Below are 21931 nucleotides of genomic sequence, written 5' to 3'. Positions count from 1 at the left end.
CGGGCTACGCGAGACCCTTGCTGCGCAGCTCGACCTCGATCTCGCCGAGAATGCGGATCAGCCGCTCGGCCCAGCGCTGCTGGCCCTCGGGCTCGGCGATTTCGTTCTGACGAATCTCGATGCCGGAATTGATCAGCCCGCGCGCCTCGCCATGCACGGGGATGGTGTAGTCGGTGCCGTCGCCGACCGCATAGGGCTGATTGTCGCCCACCACGAGATCGGGCTCGGCCCGCAGCGCCCTCAACAGCAGCGGCGGCAGCACACGGTCGTGCTGATACAGCGTGCCAATGTGCCAGGGCCGCGCGATGCCCGCATAGACCGGCGTGAAGCTGTGCAGCGAGACGAGGATGGTCGGCCGCCCCGCGGCCTTGCGCGCATCGAGCACTTCGGTGATGCGGTCGTGATAGGGATCGAAGATCGCGCGGCGCCGGAGCTCGGCGTCCTCATGCGTCAGGCCCTCATTGCCGGGGATCGTGGTGCGCTCGCTGATCATCGGAATCGCGTTCGGCGCCTTCGGCGAGCGGTTGCAGTCGATCACCAGCCGCGAATAGCGCTGCGCGATCAGATGCGCATCGAGCGCCCGCGATACGGCCTCCGCGACGCCGGCGATGCCGATGTCCCAGGCGATGTGCCGCTCCAGTTCGCTTTCGGGCAGGCCGAGATCGCCGAGTGCGCGCGGCAGCAGGCGGCCATAGTGATCGCACGTGAAGAACAAGGCCGACGCCCCATCGGCGTTGCGCTCGAGCACGGGTGGAACTTCGTCTGGCTGAAGGAGTCGATGAGTGTTGCTCGTGCCGGACACGGTCATGCTGCCTCTCGTTGCTTCATGAAGCGGCAGACCGATCTCGGATTGGGCAGACGGATGAGGATTGGGCCGGCGGACATCATGATGGTCGCCCAAACGATGCTGATTCTGGCGATCATTCACAAGACAGAAGTTCGCAATGGGCCTACGGTCCGGGCTGGATGAGGCTGGCGCATCGTGCCGCCCGAACGGGGCGAAGGAGCCTTCATGCTGATCAAGGTTGGATTTGAGATCGCCTATGCGGCTCCGGCGGCAACGCCGATGGTGATCATGCTGTCGATCCATCCGTCGCGCTTTCCCGACATCGTCGGCACCGAGACGATCACGACCGAGCCCAAGGTGCCGATCAAATTCTACAACGACAGCTTCGGCAATCTCTGTGGACGGCTGGTGGCGCCGGCCGGCGGGGTCACCTTCCACGGCAGCGCCATCGTCCGCGACAGCGGGCGGCCGGACGCGATCGATCCCGGCGCCCAGCAGTTGTCGATCGAGCAGCTGCCCGATGAGCTTCTGCTGTATCTGATGCCGAGCCGCTATTGCGAGACCGACAAGCTGGCCGAGGTCGCGTGGTCGCTGTTCGGCAGCGCGCCGGCGGGATGGGCGCGCGTGCAGGCGATCTGCGACTTCGTGCACGGCCACGTCACGTTCGGCTATGAGCACGCCCACGCCATGAAGTCGGCGCACGACGTCTATCAGCAGCGCACCGGCGTCTGCCGCGACTTCGCCCACCTCGCGCTGACCTTCTGCCGCTGCATGGGCATTCCGGCACGCTATTGCACCGGTTATCTCGGCGACATCGGCGTGCCGCCGGACCCGGTCCCGATGGATTTCTCGGGCTGGTTCGAGGTCTATCTCTCGGGCCGGTGGTACACGTTCGATGCCCGCCACAACGTGCCGCGCATCGGTCGCATCCTGATGGCGACCGGACGGGACGCCGCCGACGTCGCGCTGTCGACCTCGTTCGGCCTGATGACCCTGACCAAATTCCACGTCGTCAGCGATGAGATCGCGGCCGCCTGAGCAGAGAAAGGCGCGGCCGGCCGCCGCTTCGCATCATCGGCGATCGCCGCTATAGACGGGCCATGACCACCGATCTCCTGTTCGTCTACGGCACGCTGATGCGCGGCTTCGACCATCCGATGGCGCGGCTGTTGTCGGCCAATGCCGATTTCGTCGCCGAGGCAAGCTGCCGCGGCCGGCTGTACCGCATCCAGCATTATCCCGGCCTGGTGCCGTCCGATGACGCGGCCGATCTCGTCCATGGCGAACTGTTCCGGCTGCACCAGCCCGAGCCGATGCTGCGCGAGTTCGACATGTACGAGGCCTGCGGCGAAGGCTTCGCCGCGCCGACCGAATATCTGCGCCGGTGCCTCGCCGTGACGCTGGCCGACGGCGCGGCCCGCGAGGCCTGGACCTACGTGTACAACTGGCCCGTGGACGAGGTCGCCCGCATCGCCTCGGGACGGTTTTTGGCGCCCTAAGTCTCTCCGCGCCGTCATTCCGGGACATCGCGCAGCGATGGGCCCGGAATCCATAACCACAAACGGTGCGAGGACAGGCAGTGGCGCGGCCGTCCCGCCTCACGACTGGTCGTGGTTATGGATTCCGGGCTCGCCCTGCGGGCGCCCCGGAATGACGAGAGGAGAGGGCCGTGCCTGTGAATAGCCCGGACAAGCCGGAGGAAGTTCACATTTCGTACACGGGTGCCTATATGCCTAGGCCACCACCACAGGACCACCAGCCCGCTCATGGCCCGCTTCACGCCGGAATTTCTCGATGAGCTGCGCGCCCGGCTTCCGGTCTCGGACGTCGTCGGCAAGCGCGTGAAGCTCAAGAAGGCCGGGCGGGAGTGGAAGGGGCTGTCGCCGTTCCAGCAGGAGAAGACGCCGTCCTTCTACGTCAACGACCAGAAGGGTTTTTATCACGACTTCTCGTCCGGCAAGCACGGCAACATCTTCGACTTCGTGATGGAGACCGAGGGCTGCAGCTTCCCCGAAGCCGTGGAGCGGCTCGCGGGAATCGCCGGCCTGGCGCTGCCCGCGGTCACGCCCGATGCGGCGCGCCAGGAGCGGCAGCGCAAGACGCTGTACGACGTGATGGAGCTGGCGGCGAAGTTCTTTTCTGACACGCTGGCGTCCCGTCATGGCGCGCGCGCCCGCGGCTATCTTGCCGATCGCGCGATCCTGCCGCAGACGCAGCTCCAATTCCGGCTTGGCTACGCGCCGCCGGATCGGTTCGGCTTGAAGGAATATCTCGGCGCCCAGGGCATCCCGGTGGCCGACATGGTCGAGGCGGGATTGCTGGTCGGTGGCGACGACATTCCCGTGCCGTATGATCGCTTCCGCGACCGCGTGATGTTCCCGATCACCGATCTCCGCGGACGCGTCATCGCCTTCGGCGGTCGCGCGCTGCAGAAGGACGTGCCGGCGAAATACCTGAACTCGCCGGAGACGCCGCTCTTCCACAAGGGCGACAACCTCTACAATCTCGCCAGCGCCCGTCAGGCCGCCCATAACGGCGCGCCGATGATCGTGGTCGAGGGCTATGTCGACGTCATTGCGCTGGTCGCGGCCGGCTTTGCCGGCGCCGTGGCGCCGCTCGGCACCGCGCTGACCGAGAGCCAGCTTTCGCTGATCTGGAAGATGGTCGACGAGCCGATCCTGTGTTTCGATGGCGACCGCGCCGGCCAGAAGGCGGCCTATCGGGCCGCAGACCTTGCTTTGCCGCATCTCAAGCCTGGCAAGAGCCTGCGCTTCGCGCTCTTGCCCGAGGGACAGGATCCCGACGACCTCGTCCGCTCCGGCGGTCGCGGCGCGGTCGAGGAGGTGCTCAAAATCGCAAAACCCCTCGCCGAGGTGATCTGGTCGCGCGAGATCGAGGGCGGCAGCTTCAACACCCCGGAGCGCCGTGCCGCGCTGGAGGCGCGGATCGGCCAGCTCACCGGCGGCATCGCCGACGAGGTGGTACGGCGCTACTACAAGCAGGATCTCGGCGACCGGCTGTACCGGGCGTTCGCCCCGGACGGCGGCCGGGGGTTTGGCCGCGGCTTCGGTGCCGAATCAGGACGGCGTTTTGCTCCCCGCAGTCCCGGTTCCGGACAGCCTGGGCGGTTATCCACAGGAGGCGGTCGCCGCGGCGGACCGCCATCCACAGGCCAGGCCATGGCCCGCGGCCCCTACCAGGCGGCCAGCCCGCAGCTCGCCATGAGCCCGATCATGCGCGGCCAGCGCTCGGCGATCTCGCGCCGGGAGGCCCTGATCCTGCAGTGCCTGATCAACCACCCCTGGCTCCTGCACGACCACCTGGAGGAGGTCGCCGCGCTGGAACTGGCCCATCCCGAGGCGCACAAGCTCCGCGCCGCCATCATCGCCGCCTTCGCCCACGACCATCACCATTCGCCGGATCCGGACGAACAGGCCGAGAAGATGCGGGCCGATCTGGAGAAGGCAGGCTTTTCCGAGCTTCTTCAACGGGTTGAGCGCGCGATCACGACGGCGGCAGTGTGGGCGACCAAATCGGGCGCGGCGCGCGATGACGTTCTTGCGACCTGGCATCAGCTGGTTGCCTTGCATCGGCAATGGCACTCCTTACTTAGGGAATTGAAGGATGCCGAGCTGGCGCTGGGCGAGGAGCCGAGCGAGCCGAACATGGGCTGGTTGAGGGACGTGAAGGCCAGGATGGCCGAGATGGACGGCACCGAAGCGCTGATCGAAGGCTTCGGGGAACTGTCCGGACGCACCAACCGCAACGTGTAGACGGGACGCCCGGCGCCCTGTCGCCAGTTGAGCACATTTCGGCCCGGTCCGCCCGCGCGGTATCAGGTCCGCGCGAAAAGACTCGCCAAATCCATGGTTTGGCTGCAAAAACAGGGTTAATCGAAGTTTAAGAGGTCCGGGGCATTTTCTGCGGCAGATGGGTTGGTTTCGCTGTCGGACACCGCGCCTGCATGTCGGGCGCCGGATTCGATTGCAAAACCGGTATCGCTTTTGCAAGAAACGCGCGCCGGTCCGAAAACGGGACGACACCAGCGTAGGACGAAACGAGCGACGGGCTTCAGGGGGTGGCGACGTTAAAAGTGCGCCGCCCTTTCCGCGTCGAGAACAGTTTGAGTAGAGCAGGCGGGCGCCGCGATGCCAAGGGCTACGATGCCACGGGCGGAGCGGGCGCGTTTCGGGAGCAATGAATGGCCACGAAGGCAAAGACGCTGCAGGTGAAGGACAAGGAAAAGGACGACAAGGCCGCGGACGCTCCCGAGAAGGACGCCGCCGATGCGCCGTCGCCGTTGCTCGACCTGTCGGACGCCGCCGTCAAGAAGATGATCAAGCAGGCCAAGAAGCGCGGCTTCGTGACCTTTGATCAGCTCAACGAGGTCCTGCCTTCCGACACTACCTCGCCGGAACAGATCGAAGACATCATGTCGATGCTCTCCGACATGGGCATCAACGTGACCGAGGCCGAGGAGGCCGACGAGTCCGACGAGAAGGACGACGGCGAGGACGAGACCGACAACGAGCTCGTCGAGATCACCCAGAAGGCCGTCACCGAGGTCAAGAAGTCGGAGCCCGGCGAGCGCACCGACGATCCCGTGCGCATGTATCTGCGCGAGATGGGCACCGTCGAGCTGCTGTCGCGCGAGGGTGAAATCGCCATCGCCAAGCGCATCGAGGCCGGCCGCGAGGCGATGATCGCGGGCCTCTGCGAAAGCCCGCTGACGTTCCAGGCCATCATCATCTGGCGCGACGAGCTCAACGAAGGCAAGATCTTCCTTCGCGACATCATCGATCTCGAAGCCACCTATGCCGGCCCTGAGGCCAAGGGCGGCATGAATCCGCAGATCGCCGCGCCGGTGAATGGCGAGGGCGCTGCGGCCGAGGGCGGCGAGGTCCAGGCCGCGGTCGCGCCGCCGGCCGCCCCGCAGCAGCCGACCCCGTTCCGCGCCGTGCCGAACGGCGCGCCCGCCGAGGAGAAGGATCCCGGCGAGGCGGCGGCCGAAGCCGACATGGACGACGACGAGTTCGAGAACCAGATGTCGCTCGCCGCCATCGAGGCCGAGCTGAAGCCGAAGGTGGTCGAGACCTTCGACAAGATCGCGTCCGAGTACAAGAAGCTGCGCCGCCTGCAGGAGCAGGACATCGCCAACCAGCTGCAGAGCGAGTCGCTGTCGCCCTCGCAGGAGCGCAAGTACAAGAAGCTCAAGGACGAGATCATCGTCGAGGTGAAGTCGCTGCGCCTCAACCAGGCCCGCATCGACAGCCTCGTCGAGCAGCTCTACGACATCAACAAGAAGCTGGTCTCGTTCGAGAGCCGGCTGATGCGCCTGGCCGACTCCCACGGCGTCGCGCGCGAGGACTTCCTGCGCAACTACCAGGGCTCGGAGCTCGATCCGCGCTGGCTCAACCGCGTCTCCAAGCTCTCCGCCAAGGGCTGGAAGAACTTCGTCCACTACGAGAAGGACCGCATCAAGGACCTGCGCCAGGAGGTGCAGGCGATGGCCGCGCTCACCGGTCTCGAGATCGGCGAGTTCCGCAAGATCGTGCACTCGGTGCAGAAGGGCGAGCGCGAGGCCCGTCAGGCCAAGAAGGAGATGGTGGAAGCCAACCTCCGTCTGGTGATCTCGATCGCCAAGAAGTACACCAACCGCGGCCTGCAGTTCCTCGACCTGATCCAGGAAGGCAACATCGGCCTGATGAAGGCGGTCGACAAGTTCGAGTACCGCCGCGGCTACAAGTTCTCGACCTACGCCACCTGGTGGATCCGGCAGGCGATCACCCGCTCGATCGCCGACCAGGCCCGCACCATCCGCATCCCCGTGCACATGATCGAGACGATCAACAAGATCGTCCGCACCTCGCGCCAGATGCTGAACGAGATCGGCCGCGAGCCGACCCCCGAGGAGCTCGCCGAGAAGCTCGGCATGCCCTTGGAGAAGGTGCGCAAGGTCCTCAAGATCGCGAAGGAGCCGCTCTCGCTCGAAACCCCCGTGGGTGACGAGGAGGACTCTCATCTCGGCGATTTCATCGAGGACAAGAACGCGATCCTGCCGATCGACGCCGCCATCCAGTCCAACCTGCGCGAGACGACGACCCGCGTGCTCGCCTCGCTCACCCCGCGCGAAGAGCGTGTGCTGCGCATGCGCTTCGGCATCGGCATGAACACCGACCACACGCTGGAAGAAGTCGGCCAGCAGTTCTCGGTGACCAGAGAGCGCATTCGTCAGATCGAGGCAAAGGCGCTGCGGAAGCTGAAGCATCCGAGCCGGTCGCGGAAGCTGCGGAGCTTCTTGGATAACTAATTCGGCCACCGATTGGTCGTCATTGCCGGGCTTGACCCGGCAATCCATCGAGACATCAACGGCGGGCCGAAAGGCCCGTCTTTTTGTTTGTTCTGCTCATGGTTCCAGCGCACGAAAGAAGAGCTTCCGATGTCCTCGACTCTGTTCGCGAGCATGCGCCTGCTCGACAAACTCGGCCTTCACTTCTTCATTGAACGAACGCGCCCCGATACGATCCGCCTGTCGGTGACGTTGGTAGGCGAGCGGCTCGAGATCGATGTGTTCGAAGATGGCCATCTCGAATTCAGCCGCTTCCGCGGCGACGAGAGTGTAGAGGGCGGCTACGAAGAGCTGATGCTCTTTTTGCAGTCTCAAGGGGAGTGAGCATGCGCATCCAATCATCGCTGGACGCGGTGCCTGCGTAGTTCGTGTTGCATGCTCCGGTTGTCCGTCATTGCGAGCGAAGCGAAGCAATCCAGAGCTGCGCGTACGATTCTGGATTGCTTCGCTCGCAATGACGAGGGGCGGCGCTGAGGTGTCCGGGTTAGCCGACACGACCTCTTGTCCGCAAATGTCCGTGTCCTTGCTGCAAGAGGCCGAACTTTGCGCAGACGGCGTTGGGCGATCGGCTGCTAGGAATTGGCGCCTCACCGGACGCCTATCCCATGCATGACGACGAGTTCTCATCGGCCGCAGCGCACGACAGCGCCGCCGCGATCTGGGCGCCGCTGCGCCCCTTCATCGCCGCCGAGGCGCGTCTCGCCGCGCGGGCGGCGCAGCAGCCCTGGACTGCAGCCCTCTACGAATTCCTCCGCTTCGGCGTGAAGCAGGCTTGGGCCTGCCTGTTCGGCGGCATCGCGGTGGCGCTGATGCTGCTGAAGTGGCGGTTCTATCCGGCGAACGCGCCGCTCGCGCGCTACGATTTTCTCTTCCTCTGCATGCTCGGCGTCCAAGCCGCATTGCTCGCTGCGCGTCTGGAGACATTCGAGGAGGCGAAGATCATCCTGATCTATCACCTCGTCGGCACCGCGATGGAGCTGTTCAAGACCGCGACCGGCTCGTGGATCTATCCCGAGCCAAGCCTCATCAAGCTCGGCGGCGTACCGCTGTTCTCCGGCTTCATGTATTCCTGCATCGGCAGCTATCTCTGCCGCGTCTGGCGGCTGTTCGACTTCCGCTTCACCGGCCACCCCTCACGGCGCCGGCTGATCGGCCTGAGCGCGGCGATCTATCTCAACTTCTTCATTGACCATTACGGGCTCGATGTCAGGCTCGTGCTGTTCGGCTGGGCCGCGCTGCTGTTCGCGCCGGCCACGGTCCACTTCAAGGTCTGGCGCGTGCACCGCGCGATGCCGCTGCTGCTCGGGCTGGTCCTGGTGTCGCTGTTCATCTGGCTGTCGGAGAACGTCGGCACCTTCACCCGGGTCTGGCTCTATCCGCAGCAGGCCCATGGCTGGGCCATGGTGTCGCCGGCCAAGCTCGGCTCGTGGTTTCTGCTGCTGATCATCAGCTACACGCTGGTCAGCCTGATCAACCGGCCGAGGGCGATGGAGCAGGGCAGGGCGGTGAGGTCGGCCGCCGTCGAGCCGAGCGAGAGGCGGCGTGACGGTCGGATGTGGGTCGAGATATCTCCGCGTCACGCGCGGGCTTGTCCCGCCTGCGCGGCCGAAGCCGCTTCGTCGCGGCGAAGGCCCGCGCATCCACGTCATTGCGACGTCAACGACGTCGATGGCCGAAACAAGCCCGGCCATGACGCGTAACCCATGATGACGTCGTTCGTGGTACGCAGTTGATCGTGGACACGCGGCTGCCTGGCGGCGGTCGCTTTGCCCATCCTAGGGCGGCTCGGCCGGCCTACTTCTTCTTCGCCCCAACCCGCTCGAGCGACTTGATCTGAAGCGGCGGGCGGCCGGACTTTTCGGCGATCTCGCGGTCCTGCTCCATGATGAAGCCGCGCGCGGGCTCGTCGCCGTCGAGGCCGCCGAGCAGCTCGGCCGGGACGCGCCGGTTGGAGCGCTGCGAGCCGTCCTCGTAGGTCACGTTGAAGAAGGCGAATTCGCCTTTGGGATTGGAGCCGGGTTTTTTCGCCATGGATGGCGCTTTACGGCGGCGGGACCGGTCCGGTCAATGCCAGAAAATGCTTATCCGCTGCCCGATTTTGACTTTTTCGTCATATGGTTTTCGCCGAATCGGCAGGGCGGCCGGAGCGATCACGGACCGGCCGGCGGGGTCCCGAAACACCTCGATTTTGCCGGATGAAAGTGCGTTCATCGTGGACGTCTCACCCCGCCGCGAATGCAGCCCATGTCGATGCCCCAACTCACCATCTGGTACAACACGCGCTGCCCGGTCTGTGACGCCGGCATCGACTGGCAGCGCAACAAGCTGCTGGCGCTGGTCAAGTCGGGGCGGGTCGCGTTCAAGGACATCAACGAGCAGCCCGACGCGCTGGCCGCATTCGGCGCCGATGTCGACGCCGTCCGCCGCCGCCTGCACGCGACCGACGAGGACGGCGAGTTGATCACCGGCGCCGACGTGGCGCTCCTGCTGTGGGCGCTGACGCCGGGCGAGGGCTGGCTGGCGACCCTGTTCGGCAACCGCCTGGTGCGGCCGCTGACGCGGTTCGGCTATGACCGGTTTGCCGATGTGCTGTTCGCCTGGAACAAACGGAAGGGGCATTGGTGAGCGAGAGCTGCCGCTTGAGCCAAGGCTTCGGCCGCTGGCGCGGTCGACTCTCCTCCCCCTTGCGGGGAGGGGTCGGGGGTGGGGGTCCACGAGGCCCGCTTGAGCTGAGACGCACTGATCTCGCCGAGCATCTTCACGGATGATGCCAATCGAGTTGAGCGCCTCCGGACTCGTATTGTCGAGCGCGCCTCACTGAGTTCAGTGCCCGGAGACCCCCACCCCCGACCCCTCCCCGCAAGGGGGAGGGGAGCGCACCGAGCGCGTGGTAACAGCTCGCCTCTATCGCCTCCGCACCTTCACCCGCGCATGCACCCGCGTGCCGCCGTGCGGGCCGTCGTCATCATCACTGCGGCCGAGCGCCATGATCGCGGTGCCCATCGCGGTCGAGCCGAAGGTGACGAAGAACGAGCCGAGCAAGAGACCGATGGCGACGACGGGCGAGTGGTCGGCGAAGATCAGGTGACGCAGGCCCCAGGGATCGAGCAGCAGCAATCCGCCGACCAGCACCACGGCCATGCCGAGGCCGAGCGCGAGGTTGATCGCGAGCAGGCGGAACAGAGGGATCTGGAGCAATCGGCGCTGGCGTTGATTGTGCTGCATCGGCGATCTCCCGAGGGATCGTGAACGACAACGATATCGTAGCACCGTCCGCGACCGGCTCAAGGCCGGAGCCGCTCGGGGCGGGCATGGCTGCGCCGCGTGCGGCGCGCCGTTTTGGGACAGGAGGCGGGAGTGTCCCGGCGGCCCTCTCTTGTCCGCGGACCTCGCGCGCACGAGGCGCCCGCGGCACATCTCGCTCCGTCATTCCGGGCCCCCGCGCGCTCCGGATGACGCCTCATTGAAACCGGAGCCGCGGCCTCACGCCGCCTCGCCCTCGGCCACCCCGTGCTGCCTGGCGATCACGCTCTGCCAGACGCTGGCGATCGCGCGTTGCGTCTCCGGTGCGATCAGGCAGTGGCCTTCATTGTCGAAGCCGCAGAAGCGCACCGAGGGATCGTGCCTCACCTCGACCAGCGCCTTGTTGATCATCTCCAGCGAGGCCATCACCTGGCCGATGTTCTGCAGCCGCGTGTGATGCAGGATGTCGATCAGGCGGAACATCATGATCGGCGGCTGGCCCATCGCGATGCCCGGCCGGCCGAACTCGAAGAATACGTTCACCGCGGGCAGCGCGCTCTGGATCTGCGCTAGGACCTTGGCCGCATCCTCGACGCTGCAGGCGACGAGATGCGCGCTCTGGGCGGGGAGGGTAGGCGTCAGCGGCGCCTCCGGGCCGAGCCCGAGACCCGACAGCACCTGATGCTCGATCCAACGCCGCACCTCCGGCGGCGCCGAGCGGATCTGGTCGGTCGACAGCGTAATCCCGATCATGGCGATCTCCATTTCGGCCGCGGAGCTTAGGGCGTCATGATGGCACGGTGTTGACGAGGATCAAGCGGCCGCGCCGGCGCAGCGCCTCAGGGCGCCACCAGTTCGACGCGGCGGTTCAGCGTGCGGCCCGCATCGGTGGCATTGCTGCCGACCGGCGCGAGCAGGCCGACGCCCGCGGTGCGCAGCCGCGCTGGCGCGATGCGATAGCTGCGCGAAAGCTCGGCGGCGACCGCCTCGGCGCGCCGCCGTGACAGATCGAGATTGTAGTCGTAGCTGCCTTGGTTGTCGGTATGGCCGACGATGAAGACGCTGAGCTGCGGCTGGCCGGCGAGCAACTGCGCGATCTGCTCCAGCGTCGGCCGGCTCTCCGGCTTCATCGTCGCCTTGTCGGTGTCGAAATAGATGCCGTAGAGGGCGATGTGGCCCTTGTCGCCGAGGCCCTTCGCCATCTCGGCGACGCTCACCATCTTGTTCTCCATCGCGCCGAGCTCGGCAACGGTGAGCTGGGCGTAGATCTGCTGGTTGTTCTGGCTGACCAGCACGCTGGCAAAGGTCTCGCGGCCGCCGGCCTCCTTGCGGCCGGCAAAATAGCGGTAGTCGAAGCCATCGGCCCACATCTGCGGAACCGGCAGCAGGTCGATCGCCTCGGTGAAGGGAATGCCGCCGCAGGCATCGGTGTCGCAGGCGAGGAGCTTCTCGAAGCCGGCCTTGGCGAGCTGGTTTTCGAAATTGCGCGACACTTCGAGGATCGAGGGACCCGGCGCGGTGCGATAGGCGATTCTGACGACGCGCCCCTCCGGGCGTCGCTCGTCGGTCGCCTTGTCCGCCTTGAACGGCGCCGCCTGCAGCCGCATCGCATCGAAATCCTTGGTGACATAGCCGGTGATCACGCTGCCGGCGAAGCGGCCGATCCCGGGGTAATCCTTTGCGCCCGCCACATCGCCCGGCTGAGCGGCCGCGGGCGCCAGGCCGTGACACATCAGGGCCGCGACCAAGGTGAGCTGCGCCAGTGTGCCGAGCCGGAACATCATCGTCATGGGGACCTCTCCCGAAAAGTGGTGCCAACGCTCGTGGTTTTCAGAACGCGCGCTTGGATCGGCGCGCGAAAACGGCGCGACGTCGGACGAGGCACGCCCTGCATGAGTGGCGACGAGCGCGCCGACCGTTCAAAAAAAGATGACGATGGGGTGCGGTTCGGTGGCTATCGCCCGCCGGCTGGCCTGGTACCGCCAAATCAGGCATTGTGACGGCGTCCGCCGCCGGACTGCCGTCATCATGCTCTCATGCAGGGACCTTTCTCCTCATGTCCGTTGTCCGCTTCCTTGTTGCCGTCGCGATCCTCTCCTTTGCCTCTCCCGCTTTCGCCGCGCGCTGCGGCGGCGACTTCAATACCTTCATCGCGGGCGTCTCGGCGGAGGCGCAGAGCGCCGGCGTCTCGGGCGGCACGATCAGCCAGGCGCTGTCGGGCGTGACGCTCGATCCGGCCGTGCTCGCCTTCGACCGCCGCCAGCGCTACACCTTCAACAAGAGCTTCGAGCAGTACGTCTCGACCCGCGTCGGCGCCGGCCGCATCAATGGCGGGCGCGCGATGCTGCAGCGGCACGCCGCGCTGCTGTCGCGCATCGAGCAGCAATATGGCGTGCCGCGCCAGATCCTGGTCGCGATCTGGGGACTCGAGACCGATTTCGGCAAGGGCGACATGGGCAAGCTGCCGGTGATCCGCACGCTTGCGACCTTGGCGCATGACTGCCGGCGCACCGAGCTGTTCCAGGGCGAATTGCTGGCGGCGCTGAAGATCGTGCAGCGCGGCGATCTCACCTTGCGCGACCTCGTCGGCGCCTTCGCCGGCGAGATCGGCCAGACCCAGTTCCTGCCGTCGTCCTACATCAAATACGGCGTCGATTTCGACGGCGACGGCCGCGTCGACCTGCGCCACTCCACCGCCGACGTGCTGGCCTCGACCGCCAACCTGCTGCACAGCAACGGCTTCAAGATGGGCGCGCCCTATGACGAGGGCTCGGCCAATTTCGAGGCGATGCGCGAGTGGAACAGGGCGGTGATCTACCGCAAGACCATCGGCTACTACGCCGATCAGTTGATCGGGCGGTAGCGCTATCCGTCGCTCGCGACGTGCGCCAACGCCGCGCAGCCATGGCGAGTGACGGGGATCGCTTCAGAGGAGACGGGTCATGTCGCAGTCGCCGCCACGACCGTTCGCCGCGTTCGCGACCCAGGTCCAGCGCCAGAGCGGGCTGCGCGCTGCGATCACCTCGGCCTATCGCCGCGCCGAGCCGGAGTGCATCGCGCCGCTGCTCGATCTCGCCGCGCTCCCGGAGGCATCGTCGGCACGAGCGGCCGGTCTGGCGCGGGATCTGGTCCTGCGTCTGCGCGGCAAGGCGCAATCCGGCGGCGTCGAGGGACTGATCCACGAATATTCACTGTCGAGCCAGGAGGGCGTGGCGCTGATGTGCCTGGCCGAGGCGCTGCTGCGGATTCCGGACACCGCGACGCGCGATGCGCTGATCCGCGACAAGATCGCGACCGGCGATTGGCGCGCCCATATCGGGCACAGCCCGTCGCTGCTGGTGAACGCCGCGACCTGGGGCCTCATCGTCACCGGCACGCTGACGGCCGCGGCCAGCGAGGACAGCCTGGTGTCGGCGCTGACACGGCTGATCGCCCGCGGCGGCGAGCCGATCATCCGCAAGGGCGTCACGCTCGCCATGCGCCTGATGGGCGAACAGTTCGTGGCCGGTCAGACCATCGACGCGGCGCTGTCGAACGGCCGTCCATGGGAAGCGCAGGGCTTCCGCTACTCCTATGACATGCTCGGGGAGGCCGCGACGACGGCGGAAGACGCCGCGCGCTACTTCGCCGCCTACGAGGCGGCGATCCATGCGATCGGGCGGCATGCGGCCGGTGCCGGCATCTACGACGGGCCGGGCATCTCGATCAAGCTCTCGGCGCTGCATCCGCGCTATGTCCGCATCAAGCGCGGCCGCGTCATGGACGAGTTGCTGCCGCGGCTGAAGCGGCTGGTGCTGCTCGCGCGGCGATACGACATCGGCCTCAACATCGACGCCGAGGAAGCCGACCGTCTCGACCTGTCCCTCGATCTGCTCGAGGCGCTCTGCCTCGATCCGGACCTCGCCGGCTGGAACGGCATCGGCTTCGTCATCCAGGCCTATCAGAAGCGCTGCGCCTTCGTCGTCGATTGGCTCATCGACCTCGCGCGGCGCTCGCAGCGCCGGCTGATGGTGCGCCTCGTCAAGGGCGCCTATTGGGACAGCGAGATCAAGCGCGCCCAGGTCGATGGCCTGGAGGACTTTCCGGTCTTCACGCGCAAGCACCATACCGACGTGTCGTACCTCGCCTGCGCCCGCAAACTGCTGGGCGCGCCCGACGCCGTGTTCCCGCAGTTCGCGACGCATAATGCGGGGACGCTGGCATCGATCGTGGAGATGGCGGGCTCCAGCTACGAGCGCGGCCAGTATGAATTCCAGTGCCTGCACGGCATGGGCGAGCCGCTCTACGAGGAAGTTGTCGGACCCGCACGGCTCGGCCGCCCGTGCCGCATCTACGCGCCGGTCGGTTCGCACGAGACGCTGCTGGCCTATCTGGTGCGGCGGCTGCTGGAGAACGGCGCCAACACCTCCTTCGTCAACCGCATCGCCGATCCCGCCGTCTCCGTCGACGATCTGATCGCGGACCCGGTCGCCATCGTTCGCGCGTCGGAACGCCCGGGCGCGCCGCACGACAAGATCAGGCGCCCGCCCGAGCTGTTCGGCCCGGGCCGCGTGAACTCGGCCGGATTCGATCTCTCCGATCAGCGCGCGCTGGCGCGTCTCGGCGAAGGTCTGGTCACGAGCGCGAGCCTCGATTGGACGGCTGCGGCGCCCGGAGCGACGACCAGCGAAGGCGCGCGCCGCATTCGCAATCCCGCCGACCGCCGTGACGTCGTCGGTGCGGTCAGGGATGCAGCGCCTGCCGAGATCGAGGCGGCGCTGTCGCGTGCCGCGAACGCCGCGCCGGCCTGGGCCGCGACCAGCCCGCGCGCGCGCGCCGCATGCCTGCGCGCCGCGGCCGAGACGATGGAGGCGCGTCGCCTCGTCCTCATCGGCTTGATCGTCCGCGAGGCCGGCAAGACCTTTGCGAACGCCGTCGGCGAGGTGCGCGAAGCCGTCGATTTCCTGCGCTATTATGCGAGCGAGATCGAAGCGCTGCCCGATGGCGACATTCCCAGGCCGCTCGGTCCCGTGGTCTGCATCAGCCCGTGGAATTTTCCGCTCGCGATCTTCACCGGCCAGATCGCTGCCGCACTCGCGGCCGGCAATCCGGTGCTGGCGAAACCTGCCGAGGAGACGCCGCTGATCGCCGCCCAAGCGGTTCGCATCATCAACGAGGCGGGCGTGCCGGCGGATGTCCTGCAATTGCTGCCGGGCGACGGCCGCGTCGGCGCGGCGCTGGTCGGCGATCACAGCGTGCAGGGCGTGATGTTCACGGGATCGACCGACGTCGCGCGGCTGATCCAGAAACAGCTTGCCGAGCGCCTCACCGTCCATGGACAGCCCGTGCCGCTGATCGCCGAGACCGGCGGCCAAAACGCGCTGATCGTGGATTCCTCGGCGCTCGCCGAGCAGGTTGTCGGCGATGTCATCGCTTCCGCCTTCGACTCCGCTGGCCAGCGCTGTTCGGCGCTGCGCATCCTCTGCCTGCAGGCGGACGTCGCCGACCACATCATGTCGATGCTGCGCGGCGCGCTGCGCGAGCTCGAACTCGGCAATCCCGCGTCGTTGTCGGTCGATGTCGGCCCGGTGATCAGCGGCGAGGCCCGCGACACGCTCGATGCGCATGTCGCCACGATGCAGGCGCGCGGCCATGCCGTGGAGCGGCTGCCGCTGCCGCCGCAGGCGGCGCATGGCACGTTCGTTGCGCCGACCATCATCGAGATCGCCAACATCTTCGATGTCGAGCGCGAGGTGTTCGGCCCCGTGCTCCACGTGCTGCGCTACCGCCGCGAGCAGCTCGTTGACCTCGTCGACGCGATCAACCTCACCGGTTATGGCCTGACCTTCGGTATCCATTCGCGGATCACGGAGACAATTGCCCGCGCCTCGAGCCACAGCGCGGCCGGCAACATCTACGTCAACCGCAACGTGATCGGTGCGGTGGTCGGCGTGCAGCCATTCGGCGGCTCCGGCCTGTCGGGGACCGGGCCGAAGGCCGGCGGTCCGCTGTATCTGCGCCGGCTGTTCGCGATGCCGCCGCGCCAGCGGCTCATGGCGTCGCAGTCTGACGCGGTCTTGCGCTCTTACCTCGACGGGTTGCGCGCCAGCGGACACGCCGAGGCGGCGCTGGCGTGCGAGGCGCATGGGCCCCAGGTGCTGGCCGGCCTCGAGATCGAGTTGCCAGGACCCGTCGGCGAACAGAACGTCTATCGCATCACCGCGCGCGGCGCCGTCGCTGCACTGGCGCGAAGCGAGCAGGCGTTGCTGGTCCAGATCGGCGTCATTCTGATGACCGGAAACGACGCGTTCGTCGAACGCGCCAGCCCTGCTTGTGCCGTGTTGGGACCGCTCACCAGCCGGCTGCGCGGCCGCCTGCGGATCGTCGACAGCTGGCGGGCTCTCCGCGATCTGCAGGCCGTGCTTTCCGACGGCGAGGCGGATGAATTGATCGCGCTCGGTCGCGACCTCGCCACGCGCCCCGGACCGATCGTCCCGCTCGTCACGCCGCGCGCCAGCGACGGCTGCTACGATCTCGACCGGCTGGTCACCGAAGTCAGTCTCTCCACCAACACCGCGGCCGCCGGCGGCAATGCCAGCCTGATGTCGATCGGCTGAGAAGACAGGTATTCCGTCCCGAGCTGGCTCGAGCCCGCAGGACAGGATAGGGGAGAACACCGTCATCGTCGGCCCGCTCCGCCCGCTGACGCACGCTTCGCTCCGATCGAGGACACCTTGATGCCGACCATCCTGTTCAAGAATGCCGCTCTGCTCGACCCGCTGCAGCCCGACCTGCTCGAGGGGCAGCACGTCCTGGTCGAAGGCAACCTGATCAAGGAAGTGTCCGACAAGCCGCTGCAGACCAGCGTCGACCAGACCATCGATCTCCAAAGCAAGACGCTGATGCCGGGGCTGATCGACCTGCACGTCCATGCGATCGCGGTCGAGCTCAATCTTGCCCAGCAAGTGCAGATGCCGAACGTGCTGGTGACCCTGCGCTCGGCGCTGCTGCTCAAGGGCATGCTGCGGAGGGGATTTACCACGGTGCGTGACGCCGGCGGCGCTGGCTATCCGCTGAAGCAGGCCGTCGATACCGGCCTCACCGAGGGCCCGCGGCTGTTCGTGTCCGGCCGGGCGCTCAGCCAGACCGGCGGCCATGGCGACATGCGGGCGCGGACGGATTTCCTTTCCGACAACGCCCCTTGTCCCTGCTGCGTGCGCGTCGGCGCGCTGGCCCGGGTGGCCGATGGCGTCGATGCGGTGCGCAAGGCGGTGCGCGAGGAGCTGCAGATGGGCGCCGACCAGATCAAGATCATGGCGTCCGGCGGCGTGGCCTCGCCGACCGATCCCGTCGGCGCGTTCGGCTACTCGGAGGACGAGATCCGCGCCATCGTCGCCGAGGCTCGCGCGCGGCAGACCTACGTCCTGGCGCATGCCTACACGGCGGAAGCCATCGCCCGCGCCGTCCATTGCGGGGTCCGCACCATCGAGCATGGCAATCTGGTCGACCTTCCGACCGCGCGCCTGATGGCCGAGAAGGGCGTCTATGTCATCCCGACGCTCGTCACCTATGAGGCGCTCGCCAATGAAGGCGCGCAGTATGGCCTGCCGCCGGAGAGCGTCGCCAAGATCGCCGATGTGCGCGATGCCGGCCTGCGCTCGCTCGGCATCTACCGCGACGCCGGCGTCAAGATGGGCTTCGGCAGCGATCTCCTGGGACCCTCCCAGCGCCTGCAGAGCGATGAATTCCGGATCCGCGCCGAGATCCTCGGGCCCCGCGAGGTCATTGCCAGCGCGACCGTGATCGGCGCCGAGGTGCTCGGCATGGAAGGCAAGCTCGGCCGCATCGCGCCCGGCGCCTTCGCCGACCTGCTCGTGGTCGAGGGCAATCCGCTGCGCGACGTCTCGTGCCTGCTCGGCCAGGGCGATCACATTCCGCTGGTGATGAAGGCCGGCAAGGTGCACATCGACCGGCTGAACGGCTGAGGCCATTCGGCGCGGACGTCCACCGGGCCAATGGTCGACAGCCGTGGCGTTTGTGCGCGCTGTCATGCGGGACGTCCATCGTCTCTCCACCGCCTCGACGCTGCGGGCGCCGACATCTGCGATGAGTGCTTCTTAGAACGCAGGCATTCGGCCTCGCGGCGCTCCGTGCGTCCGAGTTGTGCGGGTCGTTTCGCCCTCATCGACGAAGAGGGCGCAGGGAATGCCGGGAGCTGGCCGCCCCCATGGCCCGCCTGCGAAAAAAATGCAGGCGGCAGGTACCACAGGTTCAGCCGAGACATCCCGGCATTCCCCGCGCGATGGTTGGGCGGCTTATACGTCCTCTCCCCGGGGACCGGCTGTCTTGCCCCCGTCACGAACGGATCATCGTCACCGTCCGCTTGGCCTCAGCACCGGGAGGCCAGGACCCTACGATTTCGCCGGCGCATCGGGCTCGTTCGTCCGCACGATTGCTCGCGCTGCGATCCAATGCACCCACCGCATCCCGCACCCACGTCTCGTGACGATCGCGAAGCGCCCCTCATGGCGGGACGGGATGCGCATAGTCAATCATGATTTTCTGAAAAACGAAAGTGGAATATTTTCCGTGGGAGGACTGGACAAGGGTGATGTGCTTGAGGCGGTGAGTAAAATCAGATTTTGAGCGCATCGCATCAGAGGTTGACTTGTCGGTCGTGCGCGCCTGGCTCCGGGCCCGCACGAGTCTCGACAAGCATATCCGCTCAAGCCCAGCAGGCCGACGTCTTTGGCGGCGGCCGGAAGGTCCGAGAAGGGCGATGAGCGGACATCGGTGATCTGTTCGTCGGCGACACGGCCGCACACCGCATGAAACCGCAACAGGCTGCACCAGGCCATAGGAGACGATTGACAGTCCGTTTTGGACGTAATAATGTCCGACGTTGACATACCATGGAGCCAGCGATGCGCTACGCGTTCTGGAACAACAAAGGCGGAACTGGCAAGACGAGCTTGGCTTTCCAGGCAATCTGCCGCTACGCTGAGAAAAATCCAAAAAAACGTATTTTGGTAGTGGACGCCTGTCCACAGGCCAATCTGTCCGAACTTTTTCTCGGCGGCCTTACTAATAAGGGAGGACACAAGCTGCTGCAGCGCCAGGGCCTCGTACCTCGTTGCAGCCTTGGCGGCTACTTCCAGCTCCGTCTGCCATCTCCGTTCTCGCCGCCGGTCTTCGACCCCGAAGATTTCGTCACAGACCCGGATGATTTTAATCCCCTGATTCCCAGCAACATTGCTTTGGTTTGCGGCGACCCTCTACTGGAGCTGCAATCGAATGCTATTAACACGCTCTCTAACACCCAGGTTCCCGGTACCGATACCTGGATTGCCGTCGTCGATTGGTTGAATGATTTTCTTGCAAAATGCGAGGACGATTACGACACCATCTTCGTGGACTGCAATCCGAGCTTCTCGATCTACACGCAGATTGCGCTGGCATCAGTGGATCGACTCGTATTGCCCGTGATGGCTGACGACTCTTCCCGTCGCGCGGTTCAGAATGCGCTGTCGCTCGTGTACGGGTTGAAGCTGCCGTCCGAGATCTATACGACGTACGCCTTCAATACGAAGCTGGCAAAAGCGGGACGGAAGCTTCCCCAGGTTCATCTCATCGCTAAGAATCGCATTACGCAATATATGGGCCCTGCTTCCGCTTACGCCGCTGTGCTGTCCGAAATCGAGCGAGACATTGGTGCACTGCTGAAGATCCACCCGGAGCTTTTCACTTTTAGCAAGATCAGCGACGGCACGTGCGAGATCCGAGACTTCCAGACCACAGGCGTCGTCGCATTCGCTAAGGGCTGTCCGTTTTCGCGCCTCTCGGCTGGCAAACAGGATATTGGCGGCCATCGAGTCCAAGTTAAAGAAGACTATCGCAGGGATGTTCTCAAAAGCATCAACATGCTGGTTTCCAAGCTTTAAGCGGCCACCGCGGATGACGCACAATTACAGAAACTCCTCGCCAGCGTGGTCATCGAAATCGTTCTCGCGCCCGTCGTAGCCCTTCAGTGGCGTCGACCCTCGCGTGGCGGGTCTGCTTCATGACCTTCAGCGGATCGACGCCGGCGGTCGAAACGTATAGGTTGAGCGCGTACTAGACATCAAGGGATCTCAAAATGACTGATGCCGCAACGGTTCGCGTGGAAGACAACACCAAGGAGCAAGTCGCTTACAAGCTGCTCGAGCTTATCGGGAAGGCCGAGAAAAAGCAGCTCAACGGAGCATCGACGGCCGATCGAGCTTGGATATTGAAGACCTACGCGCTCTGCCTTCTCTCTGTCCGAGATCCAGGCAACGCGACCGCCTACATCGACGCATTCAAATAGCTAGCGTCCGGGAAGGTCTGTTCGCGTCGTTCCGATCGCCGGCGGGCCGCTTCCGGTCTACCCGACCAACGAACATCGGCACACTGCCCCGGTATGTCGGATTGGTGCCAAAAGGCGCCATGAGAGGCGTCCAACCGCACTGCATCCCTATCGCCCCGGGCTGCTACGGCCTTGCGCCGGTAGTCTTACAAGGTATTAGGATGGCGCTCCCAGAGGTCGCCATGTCCTTCGAGATTAAGAAATTTGCCAGCCACGGCGTCGACAACCCGATTGTTGCACGCCTATCGCTTCAGACTCTGCAGATTCTGGAGAAGTGCAAGGTGACAAAAGAGGTCAAAGACAAGGTCGGCAGCCTCTATCTTAACTCACTGATGAAGAAATTGCTGCGATGCTGGGAAATCGAAGACTCGTTCAAGAAGTCATTCGCGGAAGCGGCTGCAAAGTTTAAGCCGCCTGCGACACCCAACGCGCTGGTCGAGGTTCCGCAGATCGACCGGCTGGAAGCGGACTGCCACAACTTCCTATACGAGGCGAAGAATTACATTCGCGACGTGCTTTACGTGGTAAACAAGCTCTATGGCACTTCATTCTCCGAGGCGAGCGAGTTCTCGAAGGCGCGGAAGGGCGGGAAGTCGCTGATCGAATTTGCGAAGGAGACCTTCGGCCCGGACGATGCCAGGACGAAGATGTTAGTCGAAGCGGCGCCGTTCGTCGAAGAAGCAATCGCCATGCGTAACGCGGTGGAGCATCCAGACGGCTACAGCGGCAGGCTTGTGATTGAAAACTTCCGTCTCGATCCAGATCTGATGCTCAGCGAGCCAGTCTGGCACCGGGTGAAGGATGGCAAGAACGCGACCGAGCCGTCTTCGATTCGCGCCGACTTCGACGCATTTATCCATAACCTCTTGACCTTGGGAGAGGACATGCTGGTAACGTGGGCAAACGAGAATCTGGAATTGCCCGAGATGATGGAGATCGTCGTCATCCCGGACGAGCGTCGGGATCCGAAAAACCCCGCTAAATACACCGTTGGGCCGGGTCCGAAGTTGCGCGAGGCGTTTGCTAAGCTTCCGGGAAGCTGACCTTCGTTACCGCCCGTGCTGAGGCCCGCGACAGCCCGCCTCGCTACCGCAGGTTAAGATTCTGCTCAGTGTCCGTAATGGGCTGATTTCGTTGAAAAAGTCAGCAGTTGCGACGCAGAGATATCGGTGATTCAGTCTGTCTAGTG

Annotated in this window: 17 protein-coding genes and 1 pseudogene; 13 read left to right on the top strand and 5 right to left on the bottom strand. The window is 65.4% G+C overall.

Annotated elements, in window-relative coordinates:
- Positions 1–4 precede the first annotated feature (4 nt).
- Positions 5–808: an N-formylglutamate amidohydrolase gene (locus QX094_RS06520; RefSeq protein ID WP_315717496.1), complete on the bottom strand. Its 804-nt coding sequence runs from the start codon at positions 806–808 to the stop codon at positions 5–7.
- A gap of 204 nt (positions 809–1012) precedes the next feature.
- On the opposite strand from QX094_RS06520, the gene QX094_RS06515 reads away from it, so the two are divergent.
- The 6 genes and pseudogenes from QX094_RS06515 to QX094_RS06490 all read left to right on the top strand — a co-directional run.
- Positions 1013–1825, top strand: a complete 813-nt coding sequence (locus tag QX094_RS06515; protein ID WP_315717495.1) for a transglutaminase family protein — start codon at positions 1013–1015, stop codon at positions 1823–1825.
- 62 nt (positions 1826–1887) lie between these two features.
- The gene (locus tag QX094_RS06510; RefSeq protein ID WP_315717494.1) at positions 1888–2286 is read left to right on the top strand and encodes a gamma-glutamylcyclotransferase family protein; all 399 of its coding nucleotides are present in this window, start codon (positions 1888–1890) and stop codon (positions 2284–2286) included.
- Positions 2287–2553: 267 nt separating this feature from the next.
- The gene (gene dnaG / locus QX094_RS06505; RefSeq protein ID WP_315754586.1) at positions 2554–4560 is read left to right on the top strand and encodes a DNA primase; all 2007 of its coding nucleotides are present in this window, start codon (positions 2554–2556) and stop codon (positions 4558–4560) included.
- A 428-nt stretch (positions 4561–4988) separates the two neighbouring features.
- Complete coding sequence (gene rpoD / locus QX094_RS06500; RefSeq protein WP_316186058.1) at positions 4989–7097, top strand: RNA polymerase sigma factor RpoD; 2109 nt, start codon at positions 4989–4991, stop codon at positions 7095–7097.
- A 12-nt stretch (positions 7098–7109) separates the two neighbouring features.
- Positions 7110–7460 (top strand): hypothetical protein, encoded by a 351-nt coding sequence (locus QX094_RS06495; RefSeq protein ID WP_315754583.1) that lies wholly within the window; start codon positions 7110–7112, stop codon positions 7458–7460.
- Between the two features lie 281 nt (positions 7461–7741).
- Positions 7742–8638, top strand: a pseudogene (locus tag QX094_RS06490) (DUF817 domain-containing protein); the annotation flags it as partial.
- Positions 8639–8930: 292 nt separating this feature from the next.
- Here QX094_RS06490 and QX094_RS06485 read toward each other — a convergent pair.
- Positions 8931–9167 (bottom strand): hypothetical protein, encoded by a 237-nt coding sequence (locus QX094_RS06485; RefSeq protein WP_315716474.1) that lies wholly within the window; start codon positions 9165–9167, stop codon positions 8931–8933.
- 219 nt (positions 9168–9386) lie between these two features.
- Here QX094_RS06485 and QX094_RS06480 point away from each other — a divergent pair, with 219 nt between their 5' ends.
- Positions 9387–9761 carry a thiol-disulfide oxidoreductase DCC family protein gene (locus tag QX094_RS06480; RefSeq protein WP_316171546.1) on the top strand — a complete coding sequence of 125 codons (375 nt, stop codon included), beginning with the start codon at positions 9387–9389 and terminating at the stop codon, positions 9759–9761.
- A gap of 279 nt (positions 9762–10040) precedes the next feature.
- Here the strand turns inward: QX094_RS06480 and QX094_RS06475 are convergent, their stop codons facing one another.
- The 3 genes from QX094_RS06475 to QX094_RS06465 all read right to left on the bottom strand — a co-directional run bounded on the left by QX094_RS06475 (position 10041) and on the right by QX094_RS06465 (position 12163).
- Positions 10041–10361 (bottom strand): hypothetical protein, encoded by a 321-nt coding sequence (locus tag QX094_RS06475; protein ID WP_315826733.1) that lies wholly within the window; start codon positions 10359–10361, stop codon positions 10041–10043.
- A 258-nt stretch (positions 10362–10619) separates the two neighbouring features.
- The gene (locus QX094_RS06470) at positions 10620–11132 is read right to left on the bottom strand and encodes a hypothetical protein (protein ID WP_315716476.1); all 513 of its coding nucleotides are present in this window, start codon (positions 11130–11132) and stop codon (positions 10620–10622) included.
- A gap of 86 nt (positions 11133–11218) precedes the next feature.
- On the bottom strand, positions 11219–12163 hold the full coding sequence (locus tag QX094_RS06465; RefSeq protein WP_316186100.1) for an OmpA family protein: 945 nt from the start codon (positions 12161–12163) through the stop codon (positions 11219–11221).
- Between the two features lie 272 nt (positions 12164–12435).
- Between QX094_RS06465 and QX094_RS06460 the strand changes: the two genes are divergently transcribed.
- From QX094_RS06460 to QX094_RS06435, 6 genes are all read left to right on the top strand, one after another.
- Complete coding sequence (locus tag QX094_RS06460) at positions 12436–13242, top strand: lytic murein transglycosylase (protein WP_315758772.1); 807 nt, start codon at positions 12436–12438, stop codon at positions 13240–13242.
- A gap of 79 nt (positions 13243–13321) precedes the next feature.
- Positions 13322–16975, top strand: a complete 3654-nt coding sequence (putA, locus tag QX094_RS06455; RefSeq protein WP_316187686.1) for a trifunctional transcriptional regulator/proline dehydrogenase/L-glutamate gamma-semialdehyde dehydrogenase — start codon at positions 13322–13324, stop codon at positions 16973–16975.
- A gap of 120 nt (positions 16976–17095) precedes the next feature.
- Positions 17096–18343, top strand: a complete 1248-nt coding sequence (locus QX094_RS06450) for an amidohydrolase family protein (protein WP_316187685.1) — start codon at positions 17096–17098, stop codon at positions 18341–18343.
- Between the two features lie 939 nt (positions 18344–19282).
- On the top strand, positions 19283–20299 hold the full coding sequence (locus QX094_RS06445; protein ID WP_316187684.1) for a ParA family protein: 1017 nt from the start codon (positions 19283–19285) through the stop codon (positions 20297–20299).
- 194 nt (positions 20300–20493) lie between these two features.
- The gene (locus tag QX094_RS06440) at positions 20494–20703 is read left to right on the top strand and encodes a hypothetical protein (protein ID WP_316187683.1); all 210 of its coding nucleotides are present in this window, start codon (positions 20494–20496) and stop codon (positions 20701–20703) included.
- Between the two features lie 221 nt (positions 20704–20924).
- Complete coding sequence (locus QX094_RS06435) at positions 20925–21785, top strand: hypothetical protein (protein WP_316187682.1); 861 nt, start codon at positions 20925–20927, stop codon at positions 21783–21785.
- The last annotated feature ends 146 nt before the right edge of the window (positions 21786–21931 follow it).

It is taken from the genome of Bradyrhizobium sp. SZCCHNS1050 (assembly GCF_032484785.1).
GTDB lineage: Bacteria > Pseudomonadota > Alphaproteobacteria > Rhizobiales > Xanthobacteraceae > Bradyrhizobium.
Note: the sequence above shows the minus strand (reverse complement) of the source record. Positions and strands in the feature narration are given on the sequence as shown.